The following is a 26,063-nucleotide window of genomic DNA, read 5'->3' as shown; positions in this document are numbered from 1 at the left end:
CCGGCCTTCGGGAGGACAATGCTAGGCACAACCTGAAATCCCGTGAGGAGCAGCCGTGGGCGAGCCAACTACAGAAGCGACATCAGCGCAGTTGATGGTGGATTTGATCATTTCCCTGGATGGGTATGCCTCAGCGGAGGGGTGGCCCGGTTGGTGGGGACTTGAATCCCCGGAATACCTTGCCTGGCTTGAGGAAGAAGGGAAGAAGGATTTCACAACGCTGATGGGGGCCAACACCTATCGGGTGATGTCAAGCATGTCGGAACAGGCCGCAGGCGAAGACTCCGGGTTCTCCAAGGAAGAGGGAGAGGCCTTGACAGGGCTGGCGGCCCTGCCGAAGGTCGTCTTCTCGTCCACACTCCAGGAACCCCTGGCTTGGCCGAATTCCGAGCTGGTAAGCGGGGATGCTGTGGAAGCTGTCAAAGAGCTGAAGCGGACCCGGACCGGCACCCTGACCACACTGGGAAGCCTCAGCCTTTGCCGCTCTTTGTTGAGTGCCGGACTTGTGGACCGATACAGGATCGTCGTTTTTCCGGTGATCACTGGCCGCACTGGCAGGGAACGGATCTATGACGGCTATCCTGATGTTTCGCTTCAAATGGTGAACAGCAGGACCTTCGATGGTCAGCTGCAGTTGCTGGAGTACATACCCACGCTGATCAGCGGTCCGCCTGTCCGGCAGCCGTGAAAAGAGGCTCCAGCGAATCCGAATAGCCGGACATTATTTCGGCAAACGTGAGCAGCTGGAATCCTTCAGCGGGGCAGAGGAGTGGTTCGCTGGTGGTTCCATTGGCGGTGAGCGTAGCGATTCCCCATGGATGCGATGGTTCGCCGACCGAGATGCCGGCTGCGTCGAAGGTGTCCCGGAGCACGTACCGCGTGACGGTCCGCCACGACTGCAGGAACGGCGGCCGCAACTGCTCAACGAGTTCTTCATCGTTGGCCTGGTATGCCGTCCACAGATTCACGGACAGTTCGTCCCACTCCTTGGCGTCACGGACCATGAGGTGGGCCGCCCGGAGCCGGGCAATCGTTTCGTTCAACGTCATGGTCAGTCCCCAAACTTCCTGTCGTTATGTGTACGGCGGAAACGGCCGTTGTAGAGATGGCCGTTGTAGACATAACGGGCCGTTGTTCCGCATGATTCCCGGCCGCCGCGCGATGAAGGCCGGCGCTCACGCTGGGCCGGAAGTCTCTTGCAAACCTGCTTTGATTTTCCGCCACCCGCCTGCGCGATTGTTGGCGGCGATCTGTCGCAGCATAGCGATGAGGGGTGCGGTAGGTACATCGTCGTTGATGTAAAAGCTGATCATTCGGCCGGTCTTGTTATCGTGCCCTGCTGTGATGATCCCGGCAGGGTCAGGAACGATAGCGCCATCATAGAGAAAGAGGTTCACGTGGTTCCTGGCCCCGAGCAATGCACAGACGTTTCCATCCAGGACAAAGTAGGGCTGAACCCGTCTTTTGATTGTCTCCACGATGTCCGGTTCGGCCTCGTGGATCACGTCACGCAGTTCCTCACAAAGTGTTTGTTGCCAGTCCGGGAGGGCGTCTATGTAACTATCGACTCCGGGATTGTGCGAGTAGTTCCCCATCACGTTATTAGGGCACTACGCCCCACAGCTTGTCCAGACTGGATCTTGCCCAGACCGCGGGCGGGGCGATGGGTAGGCTTGCTCACATGGTCGACGTCGAGCGGTTCCGGGTTCTGCTGGAGGAGGAGCGGGGCCGGAAGCTTGCCCTGCTGAAGGCGCTGCGCAGTGACATCACATCGGTCAGCCTCGCCCGCCAGGACTCGAACGTCGACGACGAGCATGATCCTGAAGGCACCACCATCGCCTTTGAGCTCTCACAGGCCTCCGCGCTGCTTGACCAGAGCCGTGTGGGCCTTGAGCAGATTGAGGCCGCGTTGCAGCGGATTTCCGATGGAACTTACGGCATATGTGCGGTTTGTGGTGTCGCCATTCCGGAAGGCCGGCTCGAAGCGAGGCCGTGGACGCCCTATTGCGTCAATCACGCCTCAGGCAAGCATTAGAACCCGGACAAACAGGAAATCCAGGCAAACAGGAAAACCCGACGGGTAGAGACCAGCCAGGCAGGCTTCACGCCATGTCAGGTCTGATGGGCACGAACGCGATGCCCTGCTGGACCTTCTTTTTTGGTCCGCGGTCGAAGCCCTTGGCGTCCAGGTTGTTTCCCGCCCGGAACGCGGCCAAAGCGTCGTCAAAGATCTCGTTGAGCCGCTTGCCCGGGAAAACCTTCCGGGTGCCGTCGGCAAACGTGACGGACACAGAGGCGCTGGCGGGAAAATGCCTGCTCATCCGGATGAAGCCTTGGGAATCCTGCCTTAGGGAAATCATTGTTTGTCCACGCTTTCAGTATCTGGTTTCACCACATTTGCGTTTAAACACGTTCATGGAGTGAGTCCCACTGTGTCATGCCGACGGACTTGCCGCCTCATTCACCTTCCCCTGACCGGAAGATTGCCGACAATCCCTCGCTGCCGGCTCAAGGTGACTGAACGGCTTCGGTGTTGGCACGGTCTGCGGATGCCCCCTGCCTTCGGCTCGCCAGCAGGAACGGCACCGAAATGAGCTCAATAATGCCCGCCATTGCCAGCGACGCCGGGTAGCCGTAAAGGTCAGCCCCACGGCCAAGGAGTGGCTGTATCACCACACCGCCGCTGGATCCCATGAGCGAATCGAAGCTCAGCACTGTGGCGCGCTGCTTCGAGGGGATCATGTCATTGACGTACGCCTGCCGGACCGGAGTTGCCGCAGAGCCAACCACAGCCCACAGTGCCAGCAGCACCAGTGCCACCCAAAAGACACGGGTGAAACCGAGGACCAGCAAGATCACGAATCCCACCAGACCGCCCAGGATCATCACCGAGGTTCGTTTATGGAACAAGCGCCGGGCATGCGGGGCAAGCCAACCGCCCAGGATTTGCGAGCCAGCCACAATTGCAGCGGCGAGGCCCGCAATGGAATAGGCATGGGGGTCGCCAAACAGGTCCAGGAGGTATGGCTGCAGGGCGTAGAAAACATAGATCCCGACGCCGGCACTAAAGGGAGCGGCAAGCATGACGTACCGGACCGGCGGGTTTTTCAGACCGTTCTCGATCGAGGCAGTGAGCACTGCGCGGGTGGCACGGAGGGGGTGCGTGGACCGCTCAGGTGAGAATCCGACGTCGTGCATTAACCCAAACGCCACGGCGAACATGGCAACCAGAACGAAAACCCGTAAGAGGAACGGCACACCAAGGTTGGTGGCTTGGGCGATCACCCCACCTGCCACCGAACCCAGCAGCATAGCCACACCCTGCACCATCTGGCCGCGGCCCAGAACGGTTTCAAGACCGCCTTCGTAGCCTGAGAAGCGCAAGGCGTCCACAAGCCAGGCCTCCACAGCTCCGGAGAAGAACGTGAACCCGAGGCCAAGGAGCACCGAGACAACGGCCCACATCCAAAACGGTGCGGAGATCTGCCACAGCACAAAGTACAAGTATGTAGAGGCCGCCAACGTGATCGTGCCAAGCAGGAAAGAAGTACGGCGACCCCAGCCGTCCGCGATGACGCCGGTAGGTACCTCGAAAAGGACCATCCCCGCTGTGAAGAAAGCGTTGGCAGCGAAGGCCTCGAGGTTGCTCAAGCCTGCATCAAGCAGGAAAAGCGTGTTGATACCCCAGATGAAGGAAGCTGCCACCGTGTTGCCCAGCGTCAGCGTGAGATAGACACGTTGAATCTTTCTGGCGGCGTCGTTCAGGGTGTCGCCGCCAGCGCTGGCAGGTGTGACCACACGCTCATTCTCGTCCGCTTGCCCGGCCTCCGCCAGATCCCGGGGAAGGTTTCGCTGCCGGGAGCCTGGGCCGGCCCCCGGCAGTTGCATCCATCCCTACGCCTGGTGGCTGACCAGATCGGCGTCCGTTGTGTTCGACTTTTCCCGCTCCCCGGAATGCACGGTGGCAAAGAACGCACCGAGTTCCTCCGTCGCGGTCAGGGGGAGTACGTTGGCGACGTATTGGTCCGGGCGGACGACTACCACCACGCCGTCGCGGCTGAGTCCGCGCAGCTCAAAGATGTCTGCTGCCGGGTCCGTGCCGAAGACCTTCTCGAGGTAGGTGAGCTTGAATGGTCCAACGGTGGGTTTGAACGCTGCGGGGACGGCGTTGATGTCTACGTTGGTGTGGTCCTGCTGGTAGATCACCTTCACATCGAACCAGGCGTCGCGGTCAGCGTCCGACGGCGTGGCCGCCAGCGGCGAGTCCGGCGAGTTCGCGATCCACTCGGCGAAGTCCGCGACAGGGCCCGGGGCGCCGGCCTGCGCGGCATCGGCGAAGACGTAGATCCGCCAGCGGCCGTCTGCCTTGGCGTGGTGGCCCAGGTGCATCGGGTTCGTGTCGCAGACCCGCAGGACCGGGGCCGACTTGAAGCGCTTGCCGATGGGGAAGCCCGTGGCGAGTTCCTGGTGCGTGGGCTCGGCAACAAGCATGGACGGAGCGTACTGGGTCATGAAACCGGCAGGGAACTCGGCCGTACTTGTGTAGAAGTTTTCAAGCTCTGTGGGGTCTTCGAACTCTTCGGGTTTCTTGGCCATCAAGGTGGACCACTGCTTGTCGAAGTCGATCAGGTTCTTGGCCACCACCTGACGCTCAGCGGAGTACGTGTCCAGGAGGCTCTCAGGGCTTCGGCCTTCCAGGACATGCGCGAGTTTCCAGCCGATGTTGAAGCCGTCCTGCATGGAAACGTTCATTCCCTGGCCGGCCTTTGCGCTGTGCGTGTGGCAGGCATCGCCGGTGATGAACACCCTCGGCGTCCGCGTCCCGCGTTCCTCCGGCAGGACGTCGTCGAACCTGTCCGTGAGCCGGTGCCCCACCTCATAAACACTGTGCCAGGCGACGTTGCGGACATCCAGCGTGTAGGGGTGCAGGATGTCGTTGGCCTTCTGGATGATCTGCTCGATGGTCGTCTTCCGCACAGCGCCGTGATCCTCAGGCTTAACCTCACCAAGGTCCACATACATGCGGAACAAGTGCCCGCCCTCGCGGGGGATCAGCAGGATGCTGCCGCCCGCGCCGGACTGGATAGCGCATTTGGTGCGGATATCCGGGAAGTCGGTGACGGCCAGAACGTCCATGACACCCCAGGCATGGTTGGCCTGGTCACCTGCGAGATGGCACCCGATGGACTCGCGGACCTTGCTGCGGGCACCATCGGCACCAACGACGTACTTGGCCCGGATAGTGCGCTCCTGGCCTTCGTCCGGCCCCGCGGTGTGCCCAAGGGTGACGGTGACCGGGTAGTCACCGACACCAGTGACCTGGAGACTGCGGAACTCGTAGCCGTAGTCAGGCTTCATGCGGGTGGGGGAGTTGGCCATGAACTCCGCGAAGTAGTCCAGCACGCGGGCCTGGTTCACGATCAGGTGCGGGAATTCGCTGATGCCGGTGGGGTCATCCACTGTGCGGGCCGCGCGGACGATGCGCGAGTGGTCGGCGGGGTCCGGCTTCCAGAACGCCATTTCGGTGATGCGGTAGGCCTCAGCCGTGATGCGTTCGGCGAACCCGAACGCTTGGAAGGTCTCCACGCTGCGGGCCTGGATGCCGTCGGCTTGGCCGATGGCCAGACGACCGGGGCGCCGCTCGATGATACGCGTCGTGATATCCGGGAACTGAGCCAGTTGCGCGGCCGCCAGCATCCCTGCAGGGCCTGTACCGACGATGAGAACGTCGACTTCATCGGGAAGCTCGGCCGGGCGGTTGATTCCGACGCCGGCGGCTGGCTCGACCCGAGGGTCACCGGATACGTAACCGTGGTGGTGGAACTGCACGGGCTTTCCTCACTTCTTTGTGGGTTGAATTCTTATTGTGTTCTATAGTTGAACACCTTGTTCTATTATCGCTCACCCAATCGTAATGCGGCTCACAGTGAGGATCAAGTCTTTACGTAGCCCGCCGACGAGGCTTTGCGTAGGTTCACGGTGATTCCGGCCAGGACGTGTCAGGATCAGATATGCCTCGACTCATGCTCCTGGACACTGCCTCCTTGTACTTCCGCGCCTTTTACGGTGTTCCGGACTCCATCCGCCGCTCCGACGGCACACCCGTCAACGCCGTCCGCGGCCTGATGGACATGATTGCCCGCCTCACCACGGAGTATGAAGCGACCCACGTGGTCGCCTGCTGGGACAATGACTGGCGCCCGAAATGGCGTGTTGAGCTCATCCCCAGCTACAAGGCCCACAGGGTGGCCGAAATCGTGCCGGTGGGCCCCGACGTCGAAATCGTCCCCGATCCTCTCGAAGCGCAGATCCCGCTGATCCGCCACGTGCTGGACCTTGCGGGTATTGCTGTGGTGGGCATCGATGACCATGAAGCCGACGATGTCGTAGGAACATACGCCAGCCAGGCGCAGCTGCCCACCGATGTGGTCACGGGTGATCGGGACCTTTTCCAACTCGTCGACGATGATCGGGAAGTCCGCGTCATTTACACCGCTCGTGGCATGAAGAACCTGGAAGTGGTCACCGACGTCGTCGTCGTTGGCAAGTACCGCGTGCTGCCGCAACAATACGCGGACTACGCCACACTGCGCGGCGATTCATCCGATGGCCTGCCGGGCGTTGCCGGTATCGGCGAGAAAACGGCCGCGTCCCTGCTCGCGGAATACGGCTCCCTTGAGGGCCTCCTGGAGGCAGCAGAGGATCCCGACGGCGGACTCTCCAGTTCCGTACGCGCCAAGCTTTCCGCAGCGGCCGGATACCTTAAAGTAGCTCCCGCCGTCGTCAATGTGGTTCGCGACCTGAAGGTGCCCTCACTTGAGGAGGCAGGCGCCCAACTGCGTCCCGTGACCGGCGAGGCACGCGCTGAGCTTGAGCGCTTGGCCAACGAGTGGAACCTGGGCGGTTCAGTCAAACGATTGCTTGCGGCCTTGGACACCCAACCACACCTTCACAGCTGATTGACAGCTTCAGAACAGCGTGGGCTTGGGTGATCGCCTCACTGTAGTAACAGGACGATGTTTACAGATCGTCTGGAAGTTACCAGCCGTTCGGACGGCTCAGCACCGTTAAATTGACGGCGGATTGAGGAGAGGCACCATGTCAAAGACCAAGAGAATCACGCTGGGCATCACAGCCGGAGCGTTGGCGCTGGGCGCAGGGCTGGGTGTCACCAGTGTTGCTTCAGCCACCACGACGCCGACGCCTACACCGAGCGCAACGTCGTCAGCCGATGCCACAACGCCCGGGCAGGGCCACGGAAGGCCCGGAGGCCACGGTCCGGACCGCGGCCAGCTCGCAGCGGACCTTGCCGCCAAGTTGGGAGTGGACGAAGCCAAAGTCACCGACGCATTAAAGGCCTTCAGAGAAGCGAACAAGCCCACCACGCCACCAACCCAAGGCACCGAAGGAACCAAGCCGGACCGGGCGGCGCAGGAAGCAGCCTTGGCCAAGTCCCTGGCCGCAGCCCTGGGCATTGACGAATCCAAGGTCACTACCGCCTTGGAGGAAATCCGCGCTGCCGCCCAGCAGGAGCGAGCCGCTGCCCTCAAGACCCGGCTGGACAAGGCCGTGGCGGACGGCAAGCTCACACAGGCTGAAGCGGATGCCGTGACCAAAGCTGTTGAAGCTGGAGTCATCGGAGGCGGCGGCCACTAAGGCGCTGCCCCGGGCAGGAGTAACCACGACGCGATGCTCGGAACCAATAAGGATCCCCTGGACAGCTCCAGGGGATCCTTATCGTTGAGGCCATAGAGCTTCCGGAAGAACCAGGAAAATTCTTTTGAGAGGTTGTCGATTTTGCCTCGCACTGTTCGACCCATGAATGAGAAGGTCGAAGGGCGACCTTCCACAACACAGGAGATTGAGTGCAATGGCCAAGTACATGCTGATCATGCGGGCAACCGACGAATCGTTCGCCAAATTCGAGAACATTGACTTCAACGAAATCCTCGAAGCCATGGGCAAGTTCAATGATGAACTGATTCGCGCCGGGGTGCTTCTGGCTGCAGAAGGACTGGACGATGCAAAGGAAAGCGTCGTGGTCGACTTCACCGGCGACACCCCGGTGGTCACTGATGGTCCGTACGGTGAAACGAAGGAACTGTTTGCCGGTTACTACATCCTTGATGTTGCGTCCAAGCAGGAAGCCGTCGAGTGGGCCAAGCGTGCGCCGATGACCGCGGGCACCAAGACGGAGATCCGGCGGGTAACCAGCATCGACGAATTCCCCCAGGACAACGAATGGATCCAAAAGGAGCGGGCTTGGCGCGAACAGACCGGACAGCTCTAGACCGGACGGGCACTGCTTTGGGCAGCACTCAGTAACTGACGTGAGAAGCACCTGACGTGAGCAGTAACTGGCATGAGCAGTAACGAGGCAAGGGCCGCCGTCGAAGCGGTGTGGCGCAGCGAATCCGCCCGTATTGTCGGCGCCCTTGCCCGTTATACCGGAGACTTTCCACTGGCAGAGGACCTCGCACAGGAAGCACTCGCAGAGGCCCTCGTGTCATGGTCTGTCAACGGCGCACCTGCCAATCCCGTGGGATGGCTCCTCACAGCGGGTCGCCGTCGTGCCATCGATACTTTCCGGCGGCGGGCCGCCCTGGACGACAAGTACGCGTTGCTGGCACGCGACCTCACAGAGGAAGAAGCGGGCGTGGATGCGCTGTTCAACCCCCAAGCCATAGACGACGACGTCCTGGCCCTGATGTTCATTTCCTGCCACCCCGTGGTGTCCAGGGAAGCCCGGATAGCCATGACTCTTCGCGTTGTGGGCGGCATGACCACGGAAGAGATCGCCAAGGCATTCCTGGTCCCGGTGCCAACCATCCAGGCGCGCATCACCCGGGCCAAGAAGACGCTCGCTGCTGCGCGCGTCCCCTTCGCACTGCCCGAAGCCGATCAGGTCCCTGAGCGGCTTGGTTCGGTACTGAATGTCGTCTATCTGATCTTCAACGAAGGAGCCTACGCTTCCGGAGGAGAAAACTGGATGCGGACCGAGCTGGCCAGTGAAGCACGTCGACTTGCCCGAGTGCTGGTCCGCGTGGCACCGGAGCCCGAAGCATTCGGGTTGCTTGCACTCATGGAACTCACAGCGGCGCGGTTCCCGGCGAGGCTCAACGCGGATGGCCAGCCAATCCTGCTGGAAAACCAGGACCGACGTCGATGGGATCAGTCAGCAATCCGGCGCGGACGCGCAGCACTTTCGACGGCGGCTGGTTCCGGCCGTGGGCTCGGCGCCTACGGGCTGCAGGCTTCCATCGCCGAATGCCACGCTGTGGCGCACTCAGTGGAGGAGACGGACTGGGATCGAATCGTGGTTCTGTACGAGGCGCTCGGCCGACTCACGCCGTCGCCCATCATCGATTTGAACCGTGCCGTCGCCGTGTCCATGGCTTCCGGCCCTGCCGCCGCGCTGGACCTCGTTGACGAATTGGATCGCACGGGTGAACTCAAGGGCTCGCATCTCTTGCCGGCGGTAAGAGGCGAGCTGCTGTGGCGGCTTGGACACGATGAAGAAGCGAGGGATGCATTTCACCAAGCTCTTGAACTGTGCTCCAGCGGCGCCGAACGCGTGGTCCTTGAGCGAAAAATCAAGGACTTGCAACCCGGACAACGCCAGTAAGCGCTCAAACGGGTGCATGCTAGCCCCTCGATGTGCGCCGGGCACTTTTATAGCCGGGCATTTTTATAGCCGGGCACTCTTCATGTTCGGAGGCTCTCTTATGTTCTGAGGGGTGTGTGGTGGTGGTTGCGTCGTGGTGTTTGGTGGGGGTCGATGTGTGGGGGTGGGGTGAACCAGGGTACGCCGGTGGTGGTGGTGATGGTCCATTGTTCTTTGTGGATGAGGTGGTGGTGGTGGCTGCAGAGCAGGGTGCCGTTGTCGGTTGACGTGGTGCCGCCGTGTGACCAGTAGGTGATGTGGTGGGCTTCGCACCAGGGGGCGGGCATGGTGCAGTCGGGGAACGCGCAGCCTTGGTCCCGGGCGGTGATGGCTTTGCGGATGTGGGGTGGGAAGATCCGGGTGGTGCGGCCGATGTCCAGGATGCGGGAGTCGGTTCCGAGCAGGACGGGGAGGATGTCGGCGTCGCAGGCGATTTTGCGGATGGTGTTGGGGTGGATCGGGCCGGCGAAGGTGGCGGAGCCGGAGCTGAGCCGGGGGTGTTGCGGGTCAGGTCCGGTCCCTGTGCCTGTGGTCCGGGTGGGGGCCGTGCGCGTGAGTCGTTGAAAGAGGTCGCGTTCGTCGATGGTGACGGCGAGCTGGGGTCGGAGTCCGCCGTTGGAGGGCAGTATCCCTGTGGTCATGGCGACGGCGCAGGCTCCGACGAGGCCGTCGAGGAGTTTCTGGGCCCGGGAACGCCGGTCCAGCTCCGGACCCGCTGGTTCGTTCCCGCCGTCTCCGTTCCCGCCCCCGTTCCCGTTAACGCTGTCGTTGCTTTCGTCGGTGGTGTTGCTGGTTTCGGGCTCATTAGTGTGTGCGGAGGTGAGTCGGGGGTTGGTGGCGGTGTTCATGGCGGTGGTGAGTGTTTCGTATTGTTCGGTGGTGGCGAAGATTTCCAGGTGGTGCAGTCCGTGGCGGGGCTTGCGGATGAAGGTGCCTTGGAGCTGGCGGAGGATTTCTTCGCTGGGTTCCGGGCCGTCCTGGTCGATCAGGTCGTTCCAGCGTTTGGTCATTTTCAGGACGAAGTCGGGGTCGGACCCGGCGGCGGTGCGGGTGAGGGCGTGTTCCATCCGGGTGATGGTCTCCTCGTCGGTGAGGAGCCGTACTTTGTCCAGGGCGGCGCTGATGATGCTCGCAGACCGGGTGGGTATTTGCGTGGATTCGAGGGCTTGGGCCAGGATTTCGCGGCGGGCCGGGATGTGTTGCCCGGCGATTCCGGTCCCGGGGAGGACCTGGGAGGCCAGGGCGAGCCGGCGCCGGGCTTCGCTGATGCCGATCCTCAGGCGGGCCCGCAGGAATTCCGCGGCGTTGCGGTAGCCATCATCGGCCACCGCAGCAGCGTCCGCCGCAGCAACAGCACCGAACCCAGCAGCAGCATTGAAGCCAGCAGGGGTGGCGGATCCAGCAGAAGTATTGAAGCCAGCAGCGGCGGCGGATCCGCCGGCAGTGGAGAAGCCAGCAACAGCGGCGGATCCAGCAGCAGTATCGGATCCTGCAGCCGTGGCTGTGGCGGTGGCGGGGTTTGGTCCTGTGGGTGCGGGGTTGGTCCAGCCTGTCTGCCATCCCGTGCCCGCCGCGGAGGAGGGCCGTGCCTGCTGGGCCCGGGTGCGGGTCCGTTCCACGGCGTGCGCCGCGATGACCTGCAGGTATTCCACGGTGCGGGCGATCTCCTCCACCCGCCCGGCGAACCCTGCGGCTTCGGCAAACCCGAACCCCGGGGCACCGGCCACGGTGACGGAACGCAGACTTTCCAAGGCCCCAACGCTGTCCGCCAGCGCATCCCCAAGTCCCAGCGCATCCCCAAGTCCGAGCGTATCCTCGAGCCCGAGCGTATCCTCAAGCCCCGGCGCGCCCTGATGTCTTAGCGGACTCCCGAGTCCCAAGGAACCGCCCAGTCCTGGGGAAACAGGGCTGACTTCAGGATCGACCCTAATTCCTGGATCGACTTCAACTTCAGGATCGCCCTCAAGGCCGGCGCGGGGCAGTGGTTCCAGGCCGTGAACACGCTCGACTTCACGGTCCATTTCACTAAGGGTGGCGAAGGATTTCGGTTCAATGCCGCGAAGCAGCGCCATGGCCCTGAGCTTCTCCGAATCGCCGCCTGCCGCAGCCGCCGCCGTCGGGCTTTCACAGCCGGCATGGCCGCTGGCAGGACCGGTGTGGCTTCCTCGGGGAAGGCCCCGGGGGCGCACCACGACGCCAGGCATCGCTGCCCGTCGCGCCATGATTTCCCCAATGCTTCCCATGAACAAACCCTCTCACCAGGGTCTGACATTTTTAGGAAGCACCTCCAAGGGCTCAGCCGGGATAGCCATACTCCTCATCAGATACCAACTCGCCCCAGGTTGTTTCGGAACCGTCTGAGGCTCCGGTGGTTTCCCACATGGCAAGGTGGCTCATGAAATGGTCCGGAGCAGCACCGTGCCAGTGCCACTCGCCCGGCGGTGTGTAGATGGTGTCACCTTGACGGGCCACCTTCACCTCGCCTCCGCGCGCCTGCACCAGGCACACACCGTCGGTCACGTAGAGCGTCTGTCCAGCCGCGTGGGTGTGCCACGCCGTTCTCGCACACGGTGCGAAGCGGACGATGTTCACCCGCAGTCGGGAGGGCTCGTCTCCCTTGGCGATGACGTCGAAGTAGACTTCGCCGGTGAAGAGCCCTGATGGTCCCTTGGTGCTTGTGGTTTTGGCGGTAATGTCCATGGTTCCTTTTTCGTTGCGGAATTAATTGCGGTTCGCCTTGCGTTTCGTCGCGCGGAGGTCGTGGCCGGGTTCAGGCGTGCCAGGTTCAGAGGCAAGCGTGGTGGCAGCCCAACTCGCAAGCAGTTGCAGGGCATCCTCAGTCCCGGTGCCGGGCTCCGGGTTGTAGATGGTCATGGTCAGGCCGTCGTCAGCGGACAACTCAAACGCCTCGTAGAGCATGTGCAGGTCCCCGACGATCGGATGACGGAATTGTTTCTTGCCGGTGTAATGCTGCCGGACGTTGTGCGAAGCCCAGCGCACACGGAATTCTTCGCTGCGGGTGGACAGCTCGCCTACGAGGTCTGTGAGTCCACGGTCGTATGGGTCCCGCCCGGCCTCGGTCCGCATAATGGCCACCGTGTCGTTGGCGGCCCGTTCCCAATCGGTGTAGAAGTCATGGCTGCGGGGATCGAGGAAGAGGAAGCGGGCAAGGTTGGGTGGTCCGGAAGGGTTGTCGTAGCTTTCCGAGTACAGTGCCCTGCCCAAGGCGTTGGTAGCGAGGATATCGAGCCGGCCATTGCGCACGAATGCCGGTGAATGGGTGATTGCGTCCAATGTGAGTTGGACGCCCTGCCGGATGGATTGTTTCCGTACCGGCCGACGCCGCAACCGGCCGCCGTCGTTGGCCGCACGGGCGAGGTCCAAGAGATGCGCCCGTTCGGCGTCGTCCAGTTGCAGGGCATTGGCGAGCGATTCGAGGACGCTATCCGAGACGCCTGAGAGGTTCCCCCGCTCCAAGCGGGTGTAGTACTCAACACTGACGCCGGCAAGCATGGCAACTTCGCCTCGGCGGAGCCCCAGGACGCGCCGGTTGCCGCCATAGGCGGCAAGCCCAGCTTGTTCGGGGGTGATCTTCGCTCTTCGTGTCGAGAGGAAATCGCGCGTCTCGGTACGGTTGTCCATGTTTCCAACGGTAGGGGTTTTGGTCTCCCAAGGGAGTCCCTGTCAGTACCCCTAACAGCAGTAACTCCTTGCATTGTGGAAAAGAGGGTTAGATGGAAACATCCACTGATCTTCATCACGCAGGAGAAACATGCCTTCCGCTAACGCTTATGCTTCCCCCTCGGCCACGGGCGACCTGACCCTGACCACCATCGAACGTCGCGGGGTTGGACCTCACGATGTGCACATTGACATCAAATTCGCTGGCATCTGTCACTCGGACATCCACACTGTGCGCGGCGATTGGGGTCCCCAGCAGTACCCGCTGGTCCCTGGCCACGAGATTGCCGGCATCGTTACCGAAGTTGGCCCGAACGTCACCAAGCACAAAGTCGGCGACCGGGTTGGTGTTGGCTGCATGGTCAACTCGTGCAAGGAGTGCAGGAACTGCTTGGCGGGCGAGGAACAGTACTGCCTCAACGGCAACGTGGGCACTTACGGAGCAATTGACCGTGACGGTACCGTCACCCAGGGCGGTTACTCGAGCAGCGTGGTGGTGAACGAGGACTTTGTCGTCACCATCCCTGAAGCGCTGGATCTCGACGTCGCTGCACCGCTGCTGTGCGCAGGTATCACGACCTTCTCCCCGCTGCACCACTGGGAAGCCGGCCCTGGCAAGAAGGTCGCGATCGTGGGCCTTGGCGGCCTGGGCCACATGGGGGTCAAGATTGCCCACGCCATGGGTGCCGAGGTGACGGTTTTGTCTCAGTCCCTGAAGAAGATGGAAGATGGCCTCAATCTTGGCGCTGACCACTATTACGCCACCAGTGATCCTGCCACGTTCGAGCAACTGGCAGGTACCTTTGACCTCATCATCAACACGGTCAGTGCTTCCATCGATATCAGCGCCTACCTGCAACTGCTGAGCCTTGACGGCACGCTGGTGAACGTTGGCGCGCCGGCCGAGCCGCTGCCCGTGAATGCTTTCGCCCTCATCGGTGGGCGCCGCAGGTTCGCCGGCTCCATGATTGGCGGAATCCGCGAAACCCAGGAAATGCTGGACTTCTGCGCCGAGCACGGGCTCGGTGCCGAGATCGAGGTCATCCCCGCCAGCGAGATCAACGATGCTTATGAGCGCGTACTTGCCTCCGATGTGCGTTATCGCTTCGTCATCGACGCGTCCACCATTGGCTAGCACGCCGACCCAACAGCAAGACCACTGAAGGGGCCACGCATCCTCGCAGCCGTCAGGTTGATCGAGGGGCGTGGCCTTTTTAGTGCAGGCAAGCAGGGACAATGGTGTGGTGACTTTTAGACTGGAGACCATTGGTGCAGGGCTGGTCTTCGCTGATTCCCTGGGAAAGCTCACCGCCGCGCTTAAAAGCCAGGGCGACGGCGGAACGGTAGTCGTCCAGGCCCCACCCGGGACGGGAAAGACAACATTGGTTCCTCCACTGCTGGCCAACCTCGTGGAGGAGGCGCGCCCGGGCCAGCCCCGCGTTGTCGTCACCCAACCGCGCAGGGTGGCCGCGCGTTCAGCCGCCCGCCGCCTTGCCTCGCTCGACGGCAGCCGTCTGGGCAGCCGGGTGGGTTATACAGTCCGCGGCGAGAGCAAATCGGGCCCGGACACTGTGGTCGAATTCGTCACTCCCGGCATTCTCTTGCGGCGCCTCCTGGCTGATCCGGGACTTGAGGGCACGCAAGCGGTGATCCTGGATGAGGTCCACGAGCGGGGCCTCGAAACCGACCTGCTGGTGGGCATGCTCGCGGAAGTCCAGGAACTCCGGGGCGACCTCACGCTGGTGGCCATGTCGGCAACCGTTGACGCGAAGCGTTTCGCCAACCTGCTGGGGCAAAACGGGCTGGAGCGAGGCGGCTTGGGCGAGGCCGACGGCGGCGTGCCGGCTCCCGTCGTCGACTGTCCTTCCGTGCTGCACGCCCTGGAGGTCCAGTGGGTTCCGGCCCTGGGCCAGCGCTTGGACGATCGCGGCGTGGCATACAGCTTCCTTAACCATGTTGCCGAGACAACGGTGGCCGCCCACGAGGAAGCGCTCATGGAAAACCCCGACGTTGACGCTTTGGTCTTCCTCCCAGGCGTCCGTGAAGTGTCCGACGTCGCCAGCCGCCTCCGCGGGCGGGTCCAGGCCGGTGTTGAGGTACTTGAACTGCACGGCCAGATCGGTCCAGACGCCCAGGACCGGGCGGTTTCGGGCCGGGAACCCGGCGGCCCTCCTCGAATTATTGTGTCAACGGCGTTGGCCGAGTCGTCACTCACGGTGCCGGGCGTCCGGCTCGTTATTGATTCCGGCCTGTCACGTGAACCGCGTCGTGACGCGGGCAGAGGCATGTCCGGACTGGTGACGGTGTCCTGCTCGAAGGCTTCTGCGGAGCAGCGGGCCGGTCGCGCAGCCCGCCAAGGACCAGGCAGGGTGGTCCGGTGCTACGACCAACAGGCCTTCGCCGCTGCGCCAGCACATCAAACCCCCGAGATTTCGGTGGCCGACCTCACCAGCGCCGCTCTGGTTCTCGCTTGCTGGGGAGCACCCGGGGGCCGGGGGCTTGCACTGCCCGACGCACCACCGCGTGCCGCTATGGATGACGCCGTCGAGGTCCTTCGGGAACTCGGTGCAGTGACAGTGGAAGGAACGGTCACGGACCTGGGCAGGACACTCGCGAAGATCCCGGCAGACCCGCGGCTGGCCCGCGCGTTGCTGGACGGTTCCGCGCTGGTTGGCCGCCGCCTTGCCGCTGAAACCGTGGCACTGGTGGCCGGTGATCAACGCGCCCCTGGTGCCGATCTCACAAAACTCCTGGCGGCAGTCCGTTCCGGATCAGACCCGGCAGCCCGACGATTCGCCGAGGACGTCAAACGGATGGAATCGTTCGGGCGTCAGGAGACCTCCGACGTCGTGAAAGCGCCGATGGACGTTGCAGCGAGGGAGGCTCCGGGGTTCGTGGTCGCGTTGGCCTTCCCCGACCGTATTGCCAGGCGGGTTCCCGGCCAAGGGGCACCCACGTATCTGCTGACATCGGGCACCAGGGCTGGTTTGCCCGCGGGTAGCTCCCTGGCCGGTCATGACTGGTTGGCCGTGGCCGAGGTTTCCCGCGCCCAAGGCAGGGATGCCGCGGGCACGGGAGCCGTGATCCGATCGGCGGCGCCCCTGTCCGCCGAACTGGCGGTGGCTGCGGCGCCGGAGCTGTCGGTGGAGGAAGTAACGGCACGTTTCGCCCAAGGCCGGGTGACCGCCAGGCTTGAGCGGAGGCTGGGAGCCCTTGTGCTGTCCTCGACGCCCGTGCGCCCCAGCGTCGAGCAGGGCCGACATGCTGTTGCAATTGCGCTGGAAAAGGCAGGACTCTCGATGATCGGGTGGTCCGCTGGGGCAGATGCGCTGCGCCGGCGTCTGGCCTTGTTGCACCGGGAGCTGGGCGATCCGTGGCCGGATGTCAGCGAATCCGCCCTGTTGGCCAGGTTGGATGACTGGCTTGCCCCGGAGCTCGAATCCATGGCCACCGGTACCCCGGCCGCCACCATTGACCTCACCGATCCACTCCGGCGCCTGCTCCCGTGGCCCGAGGCTTCCACCTTGGACAGCCTGGTGCCTGAGCGCCTTCAGGTGCCCAGCGGCTCGCGGGTGAGGATCGAGTACCCAGAGGTCGCTGACGGCTCCGGGGGGCCGGATCGAAAGAATGCGGAGCACGACGGCGGTAGCCCGGTTGTAGCGGTCAAGCTGCAGGAATGCTTCGGCTGGGACCGCACGCCCCGCCTAATTGGCGGAAGGGTACCGGTGCTTTTCCACCTTTTGTCTCCCGCAGGCAGGCCGTTGGCAGTGACAGCCGATCTCGCTTCGTTCTGGTCCGGGCCCTACTCCCAGGTTCGGGCAGAGATGCGTGGGCGCTACCCCAGGCATCCCTGGCCCGAAGATCCGTGGACGGCACTGGCTACGGCCAAAACCAAGAACCGCATGTAACCCGACCGATGAGAAAAACTGCTAGGCAAGCCTTTCCAACATGAACTGGATCTCGCCGTCCACGAACGTGCCTATTACGCTGCTTGCCGCAAACTCATCCGGGGCCGTTGTCAGTGGGTCCCGCTCGAACGCGGTGAAGTCGGCGCGTTTGCCCACCGTGATGGAGCCCGAAACGTCCCACAGTCCTGCAGCCCGCGCCGCGTGCGAGGTGTAGCCCTCAAGCGCTTGGAGTGCGGTGAGCGCCTGGGCTGGTGCGATGGGTTCCTGCTCCGGATGTCCGGAACGGCGCCGCAACTGGGCGTCTGCAATGATCGGCAAGGGTGCGTACGGAGCGATCGGCCAGTCGGAGCCGATGCCCACGGTGACTCCGGCCTCGCGGAGGTCCCTGCAACGCCATGCGCGGTCGGCACGGACCTTGCCTAGCCGGGTGGACCAATTGTCACTGTGGTCAGCCACGGAATAATGCGTGCAGTGCGTCGGCTGCATACTCGCCACGACTCCGGCGTGCTGGAAGCGTTCCACCAGCTGGTCGGGCACCGTTTCGATATGTTCAATCCTGTGAACTGTCTGGCGGAGCACGTCCGAGGGCACAACACCGCGGAGCGACTCCAAGGCGTCCAGGACATGTTCCACGCCGGCATCGCCAATGGCGTGTGTCGCCGTCGGGATTCCCCGGGAGGCAAAGTAGCGTACCGCAGCTGTGTATTCTTCCGGCCGTGGCCAGAATGGCGCAGTGGATTGGCCGTACAGGTCCGGCTCGTAAAGCCACGCCGTCCCATTGTCCACGGTTCCATCAACGAACAGTTTGATGGCCTCGACCGACCAGCGGCGTCCGCCGGTGCCTACAGTGCGGGCAAGCTGCTTCCATTCGGCCACGCCAGTGCCCGGCATGCACCACGGCGCACTCCGCAACCGCAGCGGCAGCTCACCGTCGGCTTCCAAAGCCTGAAGTAGAGCCGTCGACTCCTCGTCATGGTCCATGACGTGCCCGCCGGTCAGGCCGGACCGGGCGAAGTCGCGGAGCAAGACACCCAGGCGGGTCTTGCGGTCCTCAAACGATTCCTTGGGAATGTGACGCTGCACCAGTTCAATGGCCGCCGCTTCGAGGAGCATCCCGGTGGGGACGCCGTCGGCGTCGCAGACCACCTCGGCGGACTGGTCGAATTCAACGCGGCCACTGATCCCGGCCAATTCCAGTGCCCGGCTGTTCGCCAACGCCGAATGCCCGTCGAACAAACGGATCATCGCCGGCCGGTCTCCGGAGACTTCGTCGAGCACCCTGCGGTGCAGGGGTACTGGGCCAAACGCGTTCGGATTCAGACCCCACGCACGCAACCAGCCGCCGTCGTCCGATGGCACTGGGCCCGTCATTGATTCTGGGCCGGTCGTTGATTCTGCGCCGTTCATTGATTCTGACTGCAGCAGCGCGCGTACTTCAGCCAAAGTCGACGCGCCGGACAGATCACAGCCGATGGTCAGGTCCAGGCCAAACACCGGGTGGATGTGGCAATCCACCAGGCCCGGCGTAAGTGTCGCACCGCCAAGGTCCACTACCCGTGTACTTGGCCCACGCCACTGCTGGGCATCCTCCCGGGTTCCGACGGCGGCAATCAACCCGTCGCGGACGGCAACGGCCTGAATGGCCGGTCGGGAACCGTTATCCGGGTGGTCGTCGAGTGTGTGGATGGTGTCGGCAAGGACAATGAGGTCAGGAGTCATGGGTTTCGAAGCTTCCAATCCGGGCGAAGATGTGAGGGCGGGCACTGCGCAATCTGCGGGCTGTCAGCAGGCCTGCCAGGAAAACAAGGGGGGTCACCAACAGGAGGATGGTGTTGGTAAGGGCATCGGCGAAAGTCAGCAGTTCGATGTTGATGGCGATGAGGGCAACCACACCGAAGAGCAGGATGGCTGAAGCGATGCTCAAAGGAATGAGCAGCCGGTTGGTCACAGCTTCCGGGTTGCGCCGAAGGTAGATGAAAGCTGCCACGGACACCAGTCCCTGCAACGCGACAATGCCGAAGATGCCGGGGGTGTTGACCCAGATCAGCAGCTGCTTGTAAGGATCGGCGCCGGCGATGGCGCAAATAATGATGACGACGGCTGCGAGGGCTGTCTGGATCTGTCCGGCGCGGTGCGGGGACTTGTACTTCGGATGGGTCCTCCCGAGGAAAGCGGGAAGGACGCCGTCCTTTGCCAGCATGTAAACGTAGCGGTTGATGGCATTGTGGAAGGCAAGCTGGGAGGCATAGACACTGGTCACGATCAGCACGTACATGACAACCTCGGCCCACGGACCCACGTAGTGATTGATCGTGGCGAAGAACATGCCGTCGGCCAACTCACCTGCAGCTGCCATCACGTCACCATCGCCGTAGGCCTGGATGACCGTCCACACGATGAACGCATAGAACACGGACATGAAGCCGACCGCGATGTAGGTTGCCCGCGGGACGGACTTGTCCGGGTTTCGGGCTTCACGGCGGTACAGCACGGTGGATTCAAAGCCCATGAAAGCGGCGAAGCAGATGGCAAGGATGGCCAGGACGCCAGGGGTGAACGCATGCTCGGGGGAGAAGGAGGCAAGGCTGATGCCTTGGGCGCCCCCATTCGCCAGGATGCCGGCGCCCATGACGGCAAGGATGGCGGTCTCGGCAATGAGCAGGACACCCAGGACCTTTGCCCCGACGTCGATGCCCCGATAGCCAAGGAACCAGACGGCGGCGACGGCCAGCAAGGCGACTGCCGGCCATGGGACGTCCAGGCCGAAGAGTGTTCGGAGCATGGCCTGGGTCTGGACTGCGAAGAGCCCGTAGACGCCGATCTGCAGGCAGTTATAGGAGACGATGGCGAGGATGGCGGAGGCCAGACCTACTGTTTTTCCCATGGCAAGAGTGATGTAGGTGTAGAAGCCGCCGGCTGCTTTGACGTGCTTGGTCATGGCCATGAAAGCCACAGCGAAAATCAAGAGAACGGCGCCGGCGATGACGTAGCCCATGGGGGCGCCAATGCCCCCGATGCCAATGGCCACGGGTGCCACGCCGGCCATCACGGTCAAGGGAGCTGCTGCGGAGATGACCAGGAAGGCAATGCCGCCTGTGCCGATGGCATTTTTCTTGAGCCCGTTTCCAGCATCCGCTGCAGGAGGGCGGGTTTCGATTTCAGACATGGTGTCCTCGGAGATCTAATGCGGGGAGATTTGGGGGGAGCCGATCGATAAGCGAAAGGCTTTCGTTTATCGTAGGGCCTTGTGATTGGGCGCACAATACCTTTGCCCAAACTTCTGGCTAGAGTCGTAACAACACATTGATTGGAGAACCCGAATGCCACGCCCGCTGGTTCCGCTGATATCCATCGACGCACTCGTCACGGCCGCCTTGGAACTGGTGGACGAGGCCGGGGACTTCAGCCTGCCCAAACTGGCCAAGAGGATCGGCGTCAGTCAATCGTCCATCTACAACCATGTCAGCGGCCGCGAACAAATACTGGAGCTGATGCGTGGACGGATCATCGCCCAGAGCCCTTACGCCCTCCATGAGGGGCAGGACTGGGAGGACGCCCTCAGGGTCATCGTCCGCGCCTACCGCGACGCCTTCGCCCGGCACCCCCGCCTGGCGCCCCTGCTGGTCTTGCAAACTGTGCAGGACGATCAGGTGCTGGCTCTCTATGAGAGTCTGGCGGTCGCCTTGGAAAATGCCGGTTTCCAGGGACAGGATGTGGTTTCGGCCATCTCCACGATCGACAGTTTTGCCTTGGGATTTGCATTGGACCTGGCCGCTCCCGACGTCGTGTGGGCCCCTCCGGTTGACGGCTACCCGGCCCTTACCCAGGCGTTAACGCACGCGGGTCCGCCGGACAAGCGGGGTGAAGCAGCCTTCGATTTCGGTTTGGAGATCCTGGTAGCAGGGCTCCGTTCACGCCTCAACTCCCCGGTGCCGTGAACAGCGCTGTGAACGGCGCTGTGAACGGCGCTGTGAATCCTTTACAAACCTGGTGGGCGGCTGTGGTCCGTGGCTTCACCGACGTCCACACGACGGCCGTGCCCCTATCTGCGTTGGTGGCGATTCTTGCCGCAGCAACCATTTTGAGCATCCCTCGAGCCACATGGCGATGGTTCGGTCTCTACGTCACCTTCGTCCATGAACTGGGCCACGCCTATGCCGCCCTCATGACGGGGCGATTCGTCCACAGCCTCCGCATCGGACTGGATCATTCGGGCCGCCTCGTCAGCAGCGGCCGGAGCCCCTTTGGTGCGGCCTGGTCGGGGTTCTGGGGATATCCTGCGCCCGCGGTAGTGGGACTTGCCTTGATTGCTGCGTTCGCCGCCGGCCGGTCAGGGGCCGCAATGTCCGTAGGCGCCCTCATCCTGCTGGTCTCCCTGATTTTCCTGCGCAACCTCACAGGGATCCTCGTGGCGGTGGTCAGCGCAGCTATCGCCCAGCTTTTGGTCTTCTTCGGATCTCCCACCATCGTTGACTACGCTGTGCTGGCCTTGGGGATCGCCCTGTCAGTGGGTGCCGTGCGCGACCTTTTCAAGCTTGCCGGTGTCCATACACGGCGCCGGAACCGGCTCGCAGCGTCGGACGCCTACATCCTGAGCCAAACCACGGGTGTCCCATCATTCCTGTGGCTGACAGGATTCTCTGTAGTCATCACAGGAAGCACTGTAACCTCAGCATGGTTGTTGTGGGGCATGGTGCCGGCCTAGTACGGGCTGGCCGCTTCGCCGCCGGCTCTTCGTCCGCAACTGGGTCTTGCCCTGTGGTCGCCTCAGGGTGTCCAATCCTCTTACACGTTCGAACCTTTCGACGCGTTCGAACTCCGAGCTTGGATACGACACCAGGAGGTGCTCATGTCCGCGAAGGGCACACGGGAGACGGCCAAAGCGGCCGGACCCGGTACACCCGAGTCCCGGCGAAGCGAGAACGGTACGGCTCTGGCGGCAAGCGATCCTGCCAAGATACGCAACGTGGCACTCGTGGGGCATTCAGGTGCAGGGAAGTCGATGCTGGTAGAGGCACTGTTGGCCGCGACCGGGGCCATCACCAGGATGGGCTCGATCACCGAGGGAACCACCGTCAGTGATTCAGACCCCTCAGCCATCCACCAGCAGAGGTCCGTCACAATGTCAGTGGCCCCGATACTGGTGGGCGAGGTCAAGGTGAACCTGATCGACACTCCGGGGTACACGGATTTCACAGGGGAATTACGAGCAGGGTTGAGGGCCGCCGATGCGGCCCTCTTTGTCGTGTCCGCCGTGGATGGCATCGACGGCGCCACCATCGCCTTGTGGGGTGAATGCGAGAAGATCCGCATGCCGAGGGCTGTCGTAGTCAGCCGCCTGGACCACCCCCGCGCAGACTTCAGTGCCGCCGTCGTGCGTTGCCAGGAAGCCTTCGGCGAGGCCGTTCTCCCGCTGTACCTGCCTTCCGGGGGAGAACTGGCAGGCGTGCTCCACGGAAGCAGCAATGATCCTGCAGTGGAGGAAGCCCGCGGTCCGTTGATTGAAGGGATCATTGCCGAGAGCGAAGACGAGACGTTGATGGACCGCTACCTGGGCGGTGAAGAGTTGCCGCTGGAGGACCTCATCAAGGACCTGGAGACCGCTGTGAGCAGAGGCTCCTTCTTCCCGGTGATGGCTACCTCGGCCGAAACGGGTTTGGGGCTTCCCGAGCTCATGGCGCTGATGATCGATGCGCTGCCGTCGCCGCTGGAACGAACCGCACCCCCGGTGATGAAGCTCGACGGTTCGTCCCTGAAACCGCTGGACTGCGACCCCGCAGGACGCCTGGCTGCCGAGGTGGTACGGACGACTGTGGACCCGTTCCTGGGCCGCGTGTGCCTGGTCCGTGTTTTTTCCGGAACCCTCCGTGAAGATACAGCCATCCACATCGGCGGCAGGGGATTGGCTGACAGGGGCCACGAGGACCACGACAGCGATGAACGCGTCACGCATCTGTACTCACCCGTCGGATCAAGCCTGAAGGCTGTCTCCCAGTGCATCGCAGGTGACATTTGCGCCCTCAGCAAGTTGGCAAACGCGGAAACCGGGGACACGGTATCTGACAAGGACGCCCCGCTGCTGATCGAAACCTGGAACATGCCTGAACCGCTGATGCCCATAGCGATCGAAGGAATGTCCCGTAGCGACGAGGACGCGCTGGCCAAAAGCATAGGAAAGGTAGTCGCGGCAGATCCGACGCTTCGGGTGGAACGAAACCAGGACACGCACCAGTTGATCCTGTGGTGCATGGGTGAAGCGCATGCCGAGGTGATCCTGGACAGGCTGCGCAACCAGGGCGTCAAACTTCAAACCGTGGAGGTCATCACACCGTTGCGGGAGACCTTCGCCAGCAAGGCAGCCGGGCACGGCCGGCACGTCAAGCAATCCGGCGGACATGGGCAGTTCGCTATCTGCGACATCGAGGTCGAGCCCCTGGCGCGCGGGGAGGGGTTTGAATTCGCTGACAAGACGGTGGGCGGTGTCATTCCCGGTACGTTCGTCACTTCCGTGGAAAAGGGCGTCCGCTCCCAGATGCTGAAGGGCGTTTCGGCCGGGTTCCCCGTGGTGGATATCAAAGTCACCTTGGTGGGCGGAAAAACCCACAGTGTGGATTCCTCGGACGCAGCCTTCCAGGCCGCCGGCGCCTTGGCCCTCCGCGAAGCCGCGGCAACGGCCAAAATCCAGTTGCTTGAGCCCGTGTCAGCCGTTGTGGTCAGTGTCCCGGACGAACATGTCGGGGCAGTGATGAGTGATTTGTCCGGCCGAAGGGGACGGGTGACAGGCACGACGGCAGCCAACGGCGAAGGCACTGAGATCACCGCCGAGGTCCCTGACCAGGAACTTCGGCGCTACGCCGTGGAACTTCGCGCCCTGACAGCGGGCACCGGCCGCTTCCGGAGATCCTACCTGCGCCACGAGCCGGTGCCGAAGTAGTTCCTCAACTGTTTTCCCTCATGAATCCTGCCACCGCGGGTGCAAGCGAGGCACCTATCTCGGCGGCACTGCGCTTGAGGCCCTTGACCACGAACGAATGGTCTGCATTTTCGCTCCACTGGAGAGTGGCCGTCGTGCCTATCCTGGCCACCACAGACTCCAGGAGTTCTGGTGTCGCGAAGGTATCGCGGGTGCCCTGGAGGAAGAGCATGGGCACCGTTATGCCGTAGAGGTGTTCATCGCGGAGCTTCTCCGGTTTGCCCGGCGCGTGGAGTGGATAACCGAGATACACCAGGCCACCCGCCGGCATTCCCTCAGCCACGGCCATGGAGGCCATCCGTCCGCCAAAGGATTTTCCCCCCGCCCACAACGGTTCATCGCCTGCCAGTTCCGCGGCCTTTTCCATGACAGCGCGCCACGTGGCTATGGCTGCCGGCGGGCGGTCAGGGAATCGTCGCCCGGCTTCCCGGTACGGAAAATTGAAGCGCAGCGTACTGACGCCTTCCTCCGCCATCGCTTCGGCAAATCCCTGCAGGAAGGGGTGTTCCTTTCCTGCTCCGGCGCCGTGGGCAACTACGAGGGTGGCGAACGACTTCTCCGGACGGACGTGGATTCCCGATACCTTGGTGTCTCCCATGGCAACAGTCAGGGCGGTTTCAGTGTTTGGCATGTATCCATCATGAAGCAGTTTGGCCTTGGAGCTGTCAGGCATACTCCCCGCCGCCCGAAAAAAGGGACGCGGGATGCTGACGTGAACACCCTTGACGGGGTAGCTTGTGGCCATGGCGAGCGAATCAGCAACAGTCTCCGTGCCCGGTCCCGAGGGCCCCCGAGAAGTTCGGATTTCAAGTCCAGGCCGCGTCATGTGGCCTGAGGCCGGGCTGACGAAACTGGACCTGGCAAACTACCTGGTGGACGTGGGGGACGCTTTTGTAGCGGCCAACGGCAACCGGCCCGTCAGTCTCCAGCGGTACTCGGGCAACATCGAGGGCGAGATGTTCTTCTCCAAGAACCCTCCCAAGGGTGCGCCGGACTACGTCCGCTCGGTCATGGTGACTTATCCGAGCGCACGGACGCATCCGCAGTTGGTGATCGATGAACCCGCGGCCGCGGTGTGGGCAGCGCAAATGAACACGGTCGTTTTCCACCCGTGGGCTTCCCGTGCCAACGATCCCGATAACCCCGACCAGCTGCGAATCGACCTCGATCCCCAGCCGGGAACCGACTTTGATGACGCCATACCGGCTGCGCAGGAACTCCGTGCGTTGTTGGACGAAGCGGGGCTGACGGCCTTCATCAAGACCTCGGGCAACAGGGGACTGCATGTGTATGCGCCCATCCACCCCAAGCATGAATTCCTGGAAGTGCGCCACGCGGTGATCGCTGCCGGCCGGGAGTTGGAGCGACGGATGCCCGAGAAGGTCACTACAGCATGGTGGAAAGAAGAACGCGGGACCAGGATCTTCGTGGACTTCAACCAGGCCAACCGCGACCGGACGATCGCCGGCGCATACAGCCCGCGTGCCGTACCAAATGCACAGGTATCGTGCCCGTTGGCGTGGGAAGAGCTGGAGAATTCCGATCCGGCCAAATACACCATCACCACTGTCCCGGACCGGCTGAAGACAACAGGTGACCCGTGGGCAACCATGCATGACAAGCCCGGAGACATCGACGTCCTGCTGCAATGGTGGGAGCGCGACGTCAAGAACGGCCAAGGCGAAATGCCGTTCCCACCGGAATTTCCCAAGATGCCGGGGGAGCCAATGCGGGTGCAGCCCAGCCGGGCGCGCAAGCAGGAGGAGTAAACCCAGGAGCGGGTGTGCATCCAGGTTCACGCGGGGGCATTGTGACCGCAACGCTTGTATGCGGCCTG

Annotated in this window: 23 protein-coding genes; 12 read left to right on the top strand and 11 right to left on the bottom strand. The window is 62.9% G+C overall.

The genetic code is table 11. The annotated features are described in order from the left end of the window. Nucleotides 1-94 precede the first annotated feature (94 nt). Nucleotides 95-688 (top strand): dihydrofolate reductase family protein, encoded by a 594-nt coding sequence (locus tag J2Y41_RS03915; RefSeq protein WP_224091001.1) that lies wholly within the window; start codon nt 95-97, stop codon nt 686-688. Here J2Y41_RS03915 and J2Y41_RS03910 read toward each other — a convergent pair. Further along, on the bottom strand, nt 660-1,049 hold the full coding sequence (locus J2Y41_RS03910; RefSeq protein WP_224164313.1) for a hypothetical protein: 390 nt from the start codon (nt 1,047-1,049) through the stop codon (nt 660-662). The genes J2Y41_RS03915 and J2Y41_RS03910 overlap by 29 nt on opposite strands. A gap of 126 nt (nt 1,050-1,175) precedes the next feature. After that, a complete protein-coding gene (locus J2Y41_RS03905; protein ID WP_309926295.1) occupies nt 1,176-1,595 on the bottom strand; it encodes a DUF1801 domain-containing protein in 420 nt (139 codons plus the stop codon). 86 nt (nt 1,596-1,681) lie between these two features. Between J2Y41_RS03905 and J2Y41_RS03900 the strand changes: the two genes are divergently transcribed. Further along, nucleotides 1,682-2,035 (top strand): TraR/DksA C4-type zinc finger protein, encoded by a 354-nt coding sequence (locus tag J2Y41_RS03900; RefSeq protein WP_309926293.1) that lies wholly within the window; start codon nt 1,682-1,684, stop codon nt 2,033-2,035. Nucleotides 2,036-2,102: 67 nt separating this feature from the next. On the opposite strand, the gene J2Y41_RS03895 is transcribed toward J2Y41_RS03900, so the two are convergent. The 3 genes from J2Y41_RS03895 to J2Y41_RS03885 form a co-directional block, all read right to left on the bottom strand. Then, on the bottom strand, nt 2,103-2,321 hold the full coding sequence (locus tag J2Y41_RS03895) for a hypothetical protein (RefSeq protein ID WP_309926292.1): 219 nt from the start codon (nt 2,319-2,321) through the stop codon (nt 2,103-2,105). Nucleotides 2,322-2,508: 187 nt separating this feature from the next. Beyond that, nucleotides 2,509-3,765 carry an MFS transporter gene (locus J2Y41_RS03890; RefSeq protein WP_396133456.1) on the bottom strand — a complete coding sequence of 419 codons (1,257 nt, stop codon included), beginning with the start codon at nt 3,763-3,765 and terminating at the stop codon, nt 2,509-2,511. Between the two features lie 129 nt (nt 3,766-3,894). Next, on the bottom strand, nt 3,895-5,829 hold the full coding sequence (locus J2Y41_RS03885) for an FAD-binding monooxygenase (protein WP_309926288.1): 1,935 nt from the start codon (nt 5,827-5,829) through the stop codon (nt 3,895-3,897). A 182-nt stretch (nt 5,830-6,011) separates the two neighbouring features. On the opposite strand from J2Y41_RS03885, the gene J2Y41_RS03880 reads away from it, so the two are divergent. The 4 genes from J2Y41_RS03880 to J2Y41_RS03865 all read left to right on the top strand — a co-directional run bounded on the left by J2Y41_RS03880 (nt 6,012) and on the right by J2Y41_RS03865 (nt 9,625). After that, nucleotides 6,012-6,959, top strand: a complete 948-nt coding sequence (locus J2Y41_RS03880) for a 5'-3' exonuclease (protein WP_309926286.1) — start codon at nt 6,012-6,014, stop codon at nt 6,957-6,959. A gap of 139 nt (nt 6,960-7,098) precedes the next feature. After that, nucleotides 7,099-7,656 (top strand): hypothetical protein, encoded by a 558-nt coding sequence (locus tag J2Y41_RS03875; protein ID WP_224164319.1) that lies wholly within the window; start codon nt 7,099-7,101, stop codon nt 7,654-7,656. 214 nt (nt 7,657-7,870) lie between these two features. Next, the gene (locus J2Y41_RS03870; protein ID WP_224090154.1) at nt 7,871-8,290 is read left to right on the top strand and encodes a YciI family protein; all 420 of its coding nucleotides are present in this window, start codon (nt 7,871-7,873) and stop codon (nt 8,288-8,290) included. Nucleotides 8,291-8,362: 72 nt separating this feature from the next. Next, nucleotides 8,363-9,625, top strand: a complete 1,263-nt coding sequence (locus J2Y41_RS03865; protein WP_309926284.1) for an RNA polymerase sigma factor — start codon at nt 8,363-8,365, stop codon at nt 9,623-9,625. Between the two features lie 98 nt (nt 9,626-9,723). Here the strand turns inward: J2Y41_RS03865 and J2Y41_RS03860 are convergent, their stop codons facing one another. From J2Y41_RS03860 to J2Y41_RS03850, 3 genes are read right to left on the bottom strand one after another with little or no spacing between them, the layout of a single operon-like run. Then, complete coding sequence (locus tag J2Y41_RS03860) at nt 9,724-11,907, bottom strand: DUF222 domain-containing protein (protein ID WP_309926282.1); 2,184 nt, start codon at nt 11,905-11,907, stop codon at nt 9,724-9,726. A 52-nt stretch (nt 11,908-11,959) separates the two neighbouring features. After that, nucleotides 11,960-12,364 (bottom strand): cupin domain-containing protein, encoded by a 405-nt coding sequence (locus J2Y41_RS03855; RefSeq protein WP_309926280.1) that lies wholly within the window; start codon nt 12,362-12,364, stop codon nt 11,960-11,962. A gap of 21 nt (nt 12,365-12,385) precedes the next feature. Next, on the bottom strand, nt 12,386-13,306 hold the full coding sequence (locus tag J2Y41_RS03850) for a helix-turn-helix transcriptional regulator (RefSeq protein WP_309926278.1): 921 nt from the start codon (nt 13,304-13,306) through the stop codon (nt 12,386-12,388). A gap of 130 nt (nt 13,307-13,436) precedes the next feature. Between J2Y41_RS03850 and J2Y41_RS03845 the strand changes: the two genes are divergently transcribed. After that, nucleotides 13,437-14,480, top strand: coding sequence for an NAD(P)-dependent alcohol dehydrogenase (locus J2Y41_RS03845; RefSeq protein WP_309926276.1), 1,044 nt, complete (start codon nt 13,437-13,439; stop codon nt 14,478-14,480). Between the two features lie 82 nt (nt 14,481-14,562). Further along, nucleotides 14,563-17,253: an ATP-dependent helicase HrpB gene (gene hrpB, locus J2Y41_RS03840; RefSeq protein ID WP_309926718.1), complete on the top strand. Its 2,691-nt coding sequence runs from the start codon at nt 14,563-14,565 to the stop codon at nt 17,251-17,253. A gap of 21 nt (nt 17,254-17,274) precedes the next feature. On the opposite strand, the gene J2Y41_RS03835 is transcribed toward hrpB, so the two are convergent. Both J2Y41_RS03835 and J2Y41_RS03830 read right to left on the bottom strand, forming a co-directional pair. Beyond that, a complete protein-coding gene (locus J2Y41_RS03835; RefSeq protein WP_309926274.1) occupies nt 17,275-18,972 on the bottom strand; it encodes an amidohydrolase family protein in 1,698 nt (565 codons plus the stop codon). Further along, nucleotides 18,962-20,419 (bottom strand): APC family permease, encoded by a 1,458-nt coding sequence (locus J2Y41_RS03830; RefSeq protein ID WP_309926273.1) that lies wholly within the window; start codon nt 20,417-20,419, stop codon nt 18,962-18,964. The genes J2Y41_RS03835 and J2Y41_RS03830 overlap by 11 nt, the downstream gene beginning before the upstream one ends. 154 nt (nt 20,420-20,573) lie before the next feature. Here J2Y41_RS03830 and J2Y41_RS03825 point away from each other — a divergent pair, with 154 nt between their 5' ends. The 3 genes from J2Y41_RS03825 to J2Y41_RS03815 all read left to right on the top strand — a co-directional run bounded on the left by J2Y41_RS03825 (nt 20,574) and on the right by J2Y41_RS03815 (nt 24,187). After that, nucleotides 20,574-21,191 carry a TetR/AcrR family transcriptional regulator C-terminal domain-containing protein gene (locus J2Y41_RS03825; RefSeq protein WP_224090165.1) on the top strand — a complete coding sequence of 206 codons (618 nt, stop codon included), beginning with the start codon at nt 20,574-20,576 and terminating at the stop codon, nt 21,189-21,191. Next, nucleotides 21,188-21,958 carry a M50 family metallopeptidase gene (locus tag J2Y41_RS03820; protein WP_309926269.1) on the top strand — a complete coding sequence of 257 codons (771 nt, stop codon included), beginning with the start codon at nt 21,188-21,190 and terminating at the stop codon, nt 21,956-21,958. The genes J2Y41_RS03825 and J2Y41_RS03820 overlap by 4 nt, the downstream gene beginning before the upstream one ends. Before the next feature lie 144 nt (nt 21,959-22,102). Next, a complete protein-coding gene (locus J2Y41_RS03815) occupies nt 22,103-24,187 on the top strand; it encodes an elongation factor G-like protein EF-G2 (RefSeq protein WP_309926267.1) in 2,085 nt (694 codons plus the stop codon). Nucleotides 24,188-24,191: 4 nt separating this feature from the next. On the opposite strand, the gene J2Y41_RS03810 is transcribed toward J2Y41_RS03815, so the two are convergent. Continuing rightward, complete coding sequence (locus J2Y41_RS03810) at nt 24,192-24,857, bottom strand: alpha/beta family hydrolase (protein WP_224164330.1); 666 nt, start codon at nt 24,855-24,857, stop codon at nt 24,192-24,194. Nucleotides 24,858-24,969: 112 nt separating this feature from the next. Here J2Y41_RS03810 and ligD point away from each other — a divergent pair, with 112 nt between their 5' ends. Next, the gene (ligD, locus tag J2Y41_RS03805) at nt 24,970-25,995 is read left to right on the top strand and encodes a non-homologous end-joining DNA ligase (protein WP_309926265.1); all 1,026 of its coding nucleotides are present in this window, start codon (nt 24,970-24,972) and stop codon (nt 25,993-25,995) included. The last annotated feature ends 68 nt before the right edge of the window (nt 25,996-26,063 follow it).

This window comes from Arthrobacter sp. 1088 (genome assembly GCF_031455315.1).
Taxonomy (GTDB): Bacteria; Actinomycetota; Actinomycetes; order Actinomycetales; family Micrococcaceae; genus Arthrobacter.
Note: the sequence above shows the minus strand (reverse complement) of the source record. Positions and strands in the feature narration are given on the sequence as shown.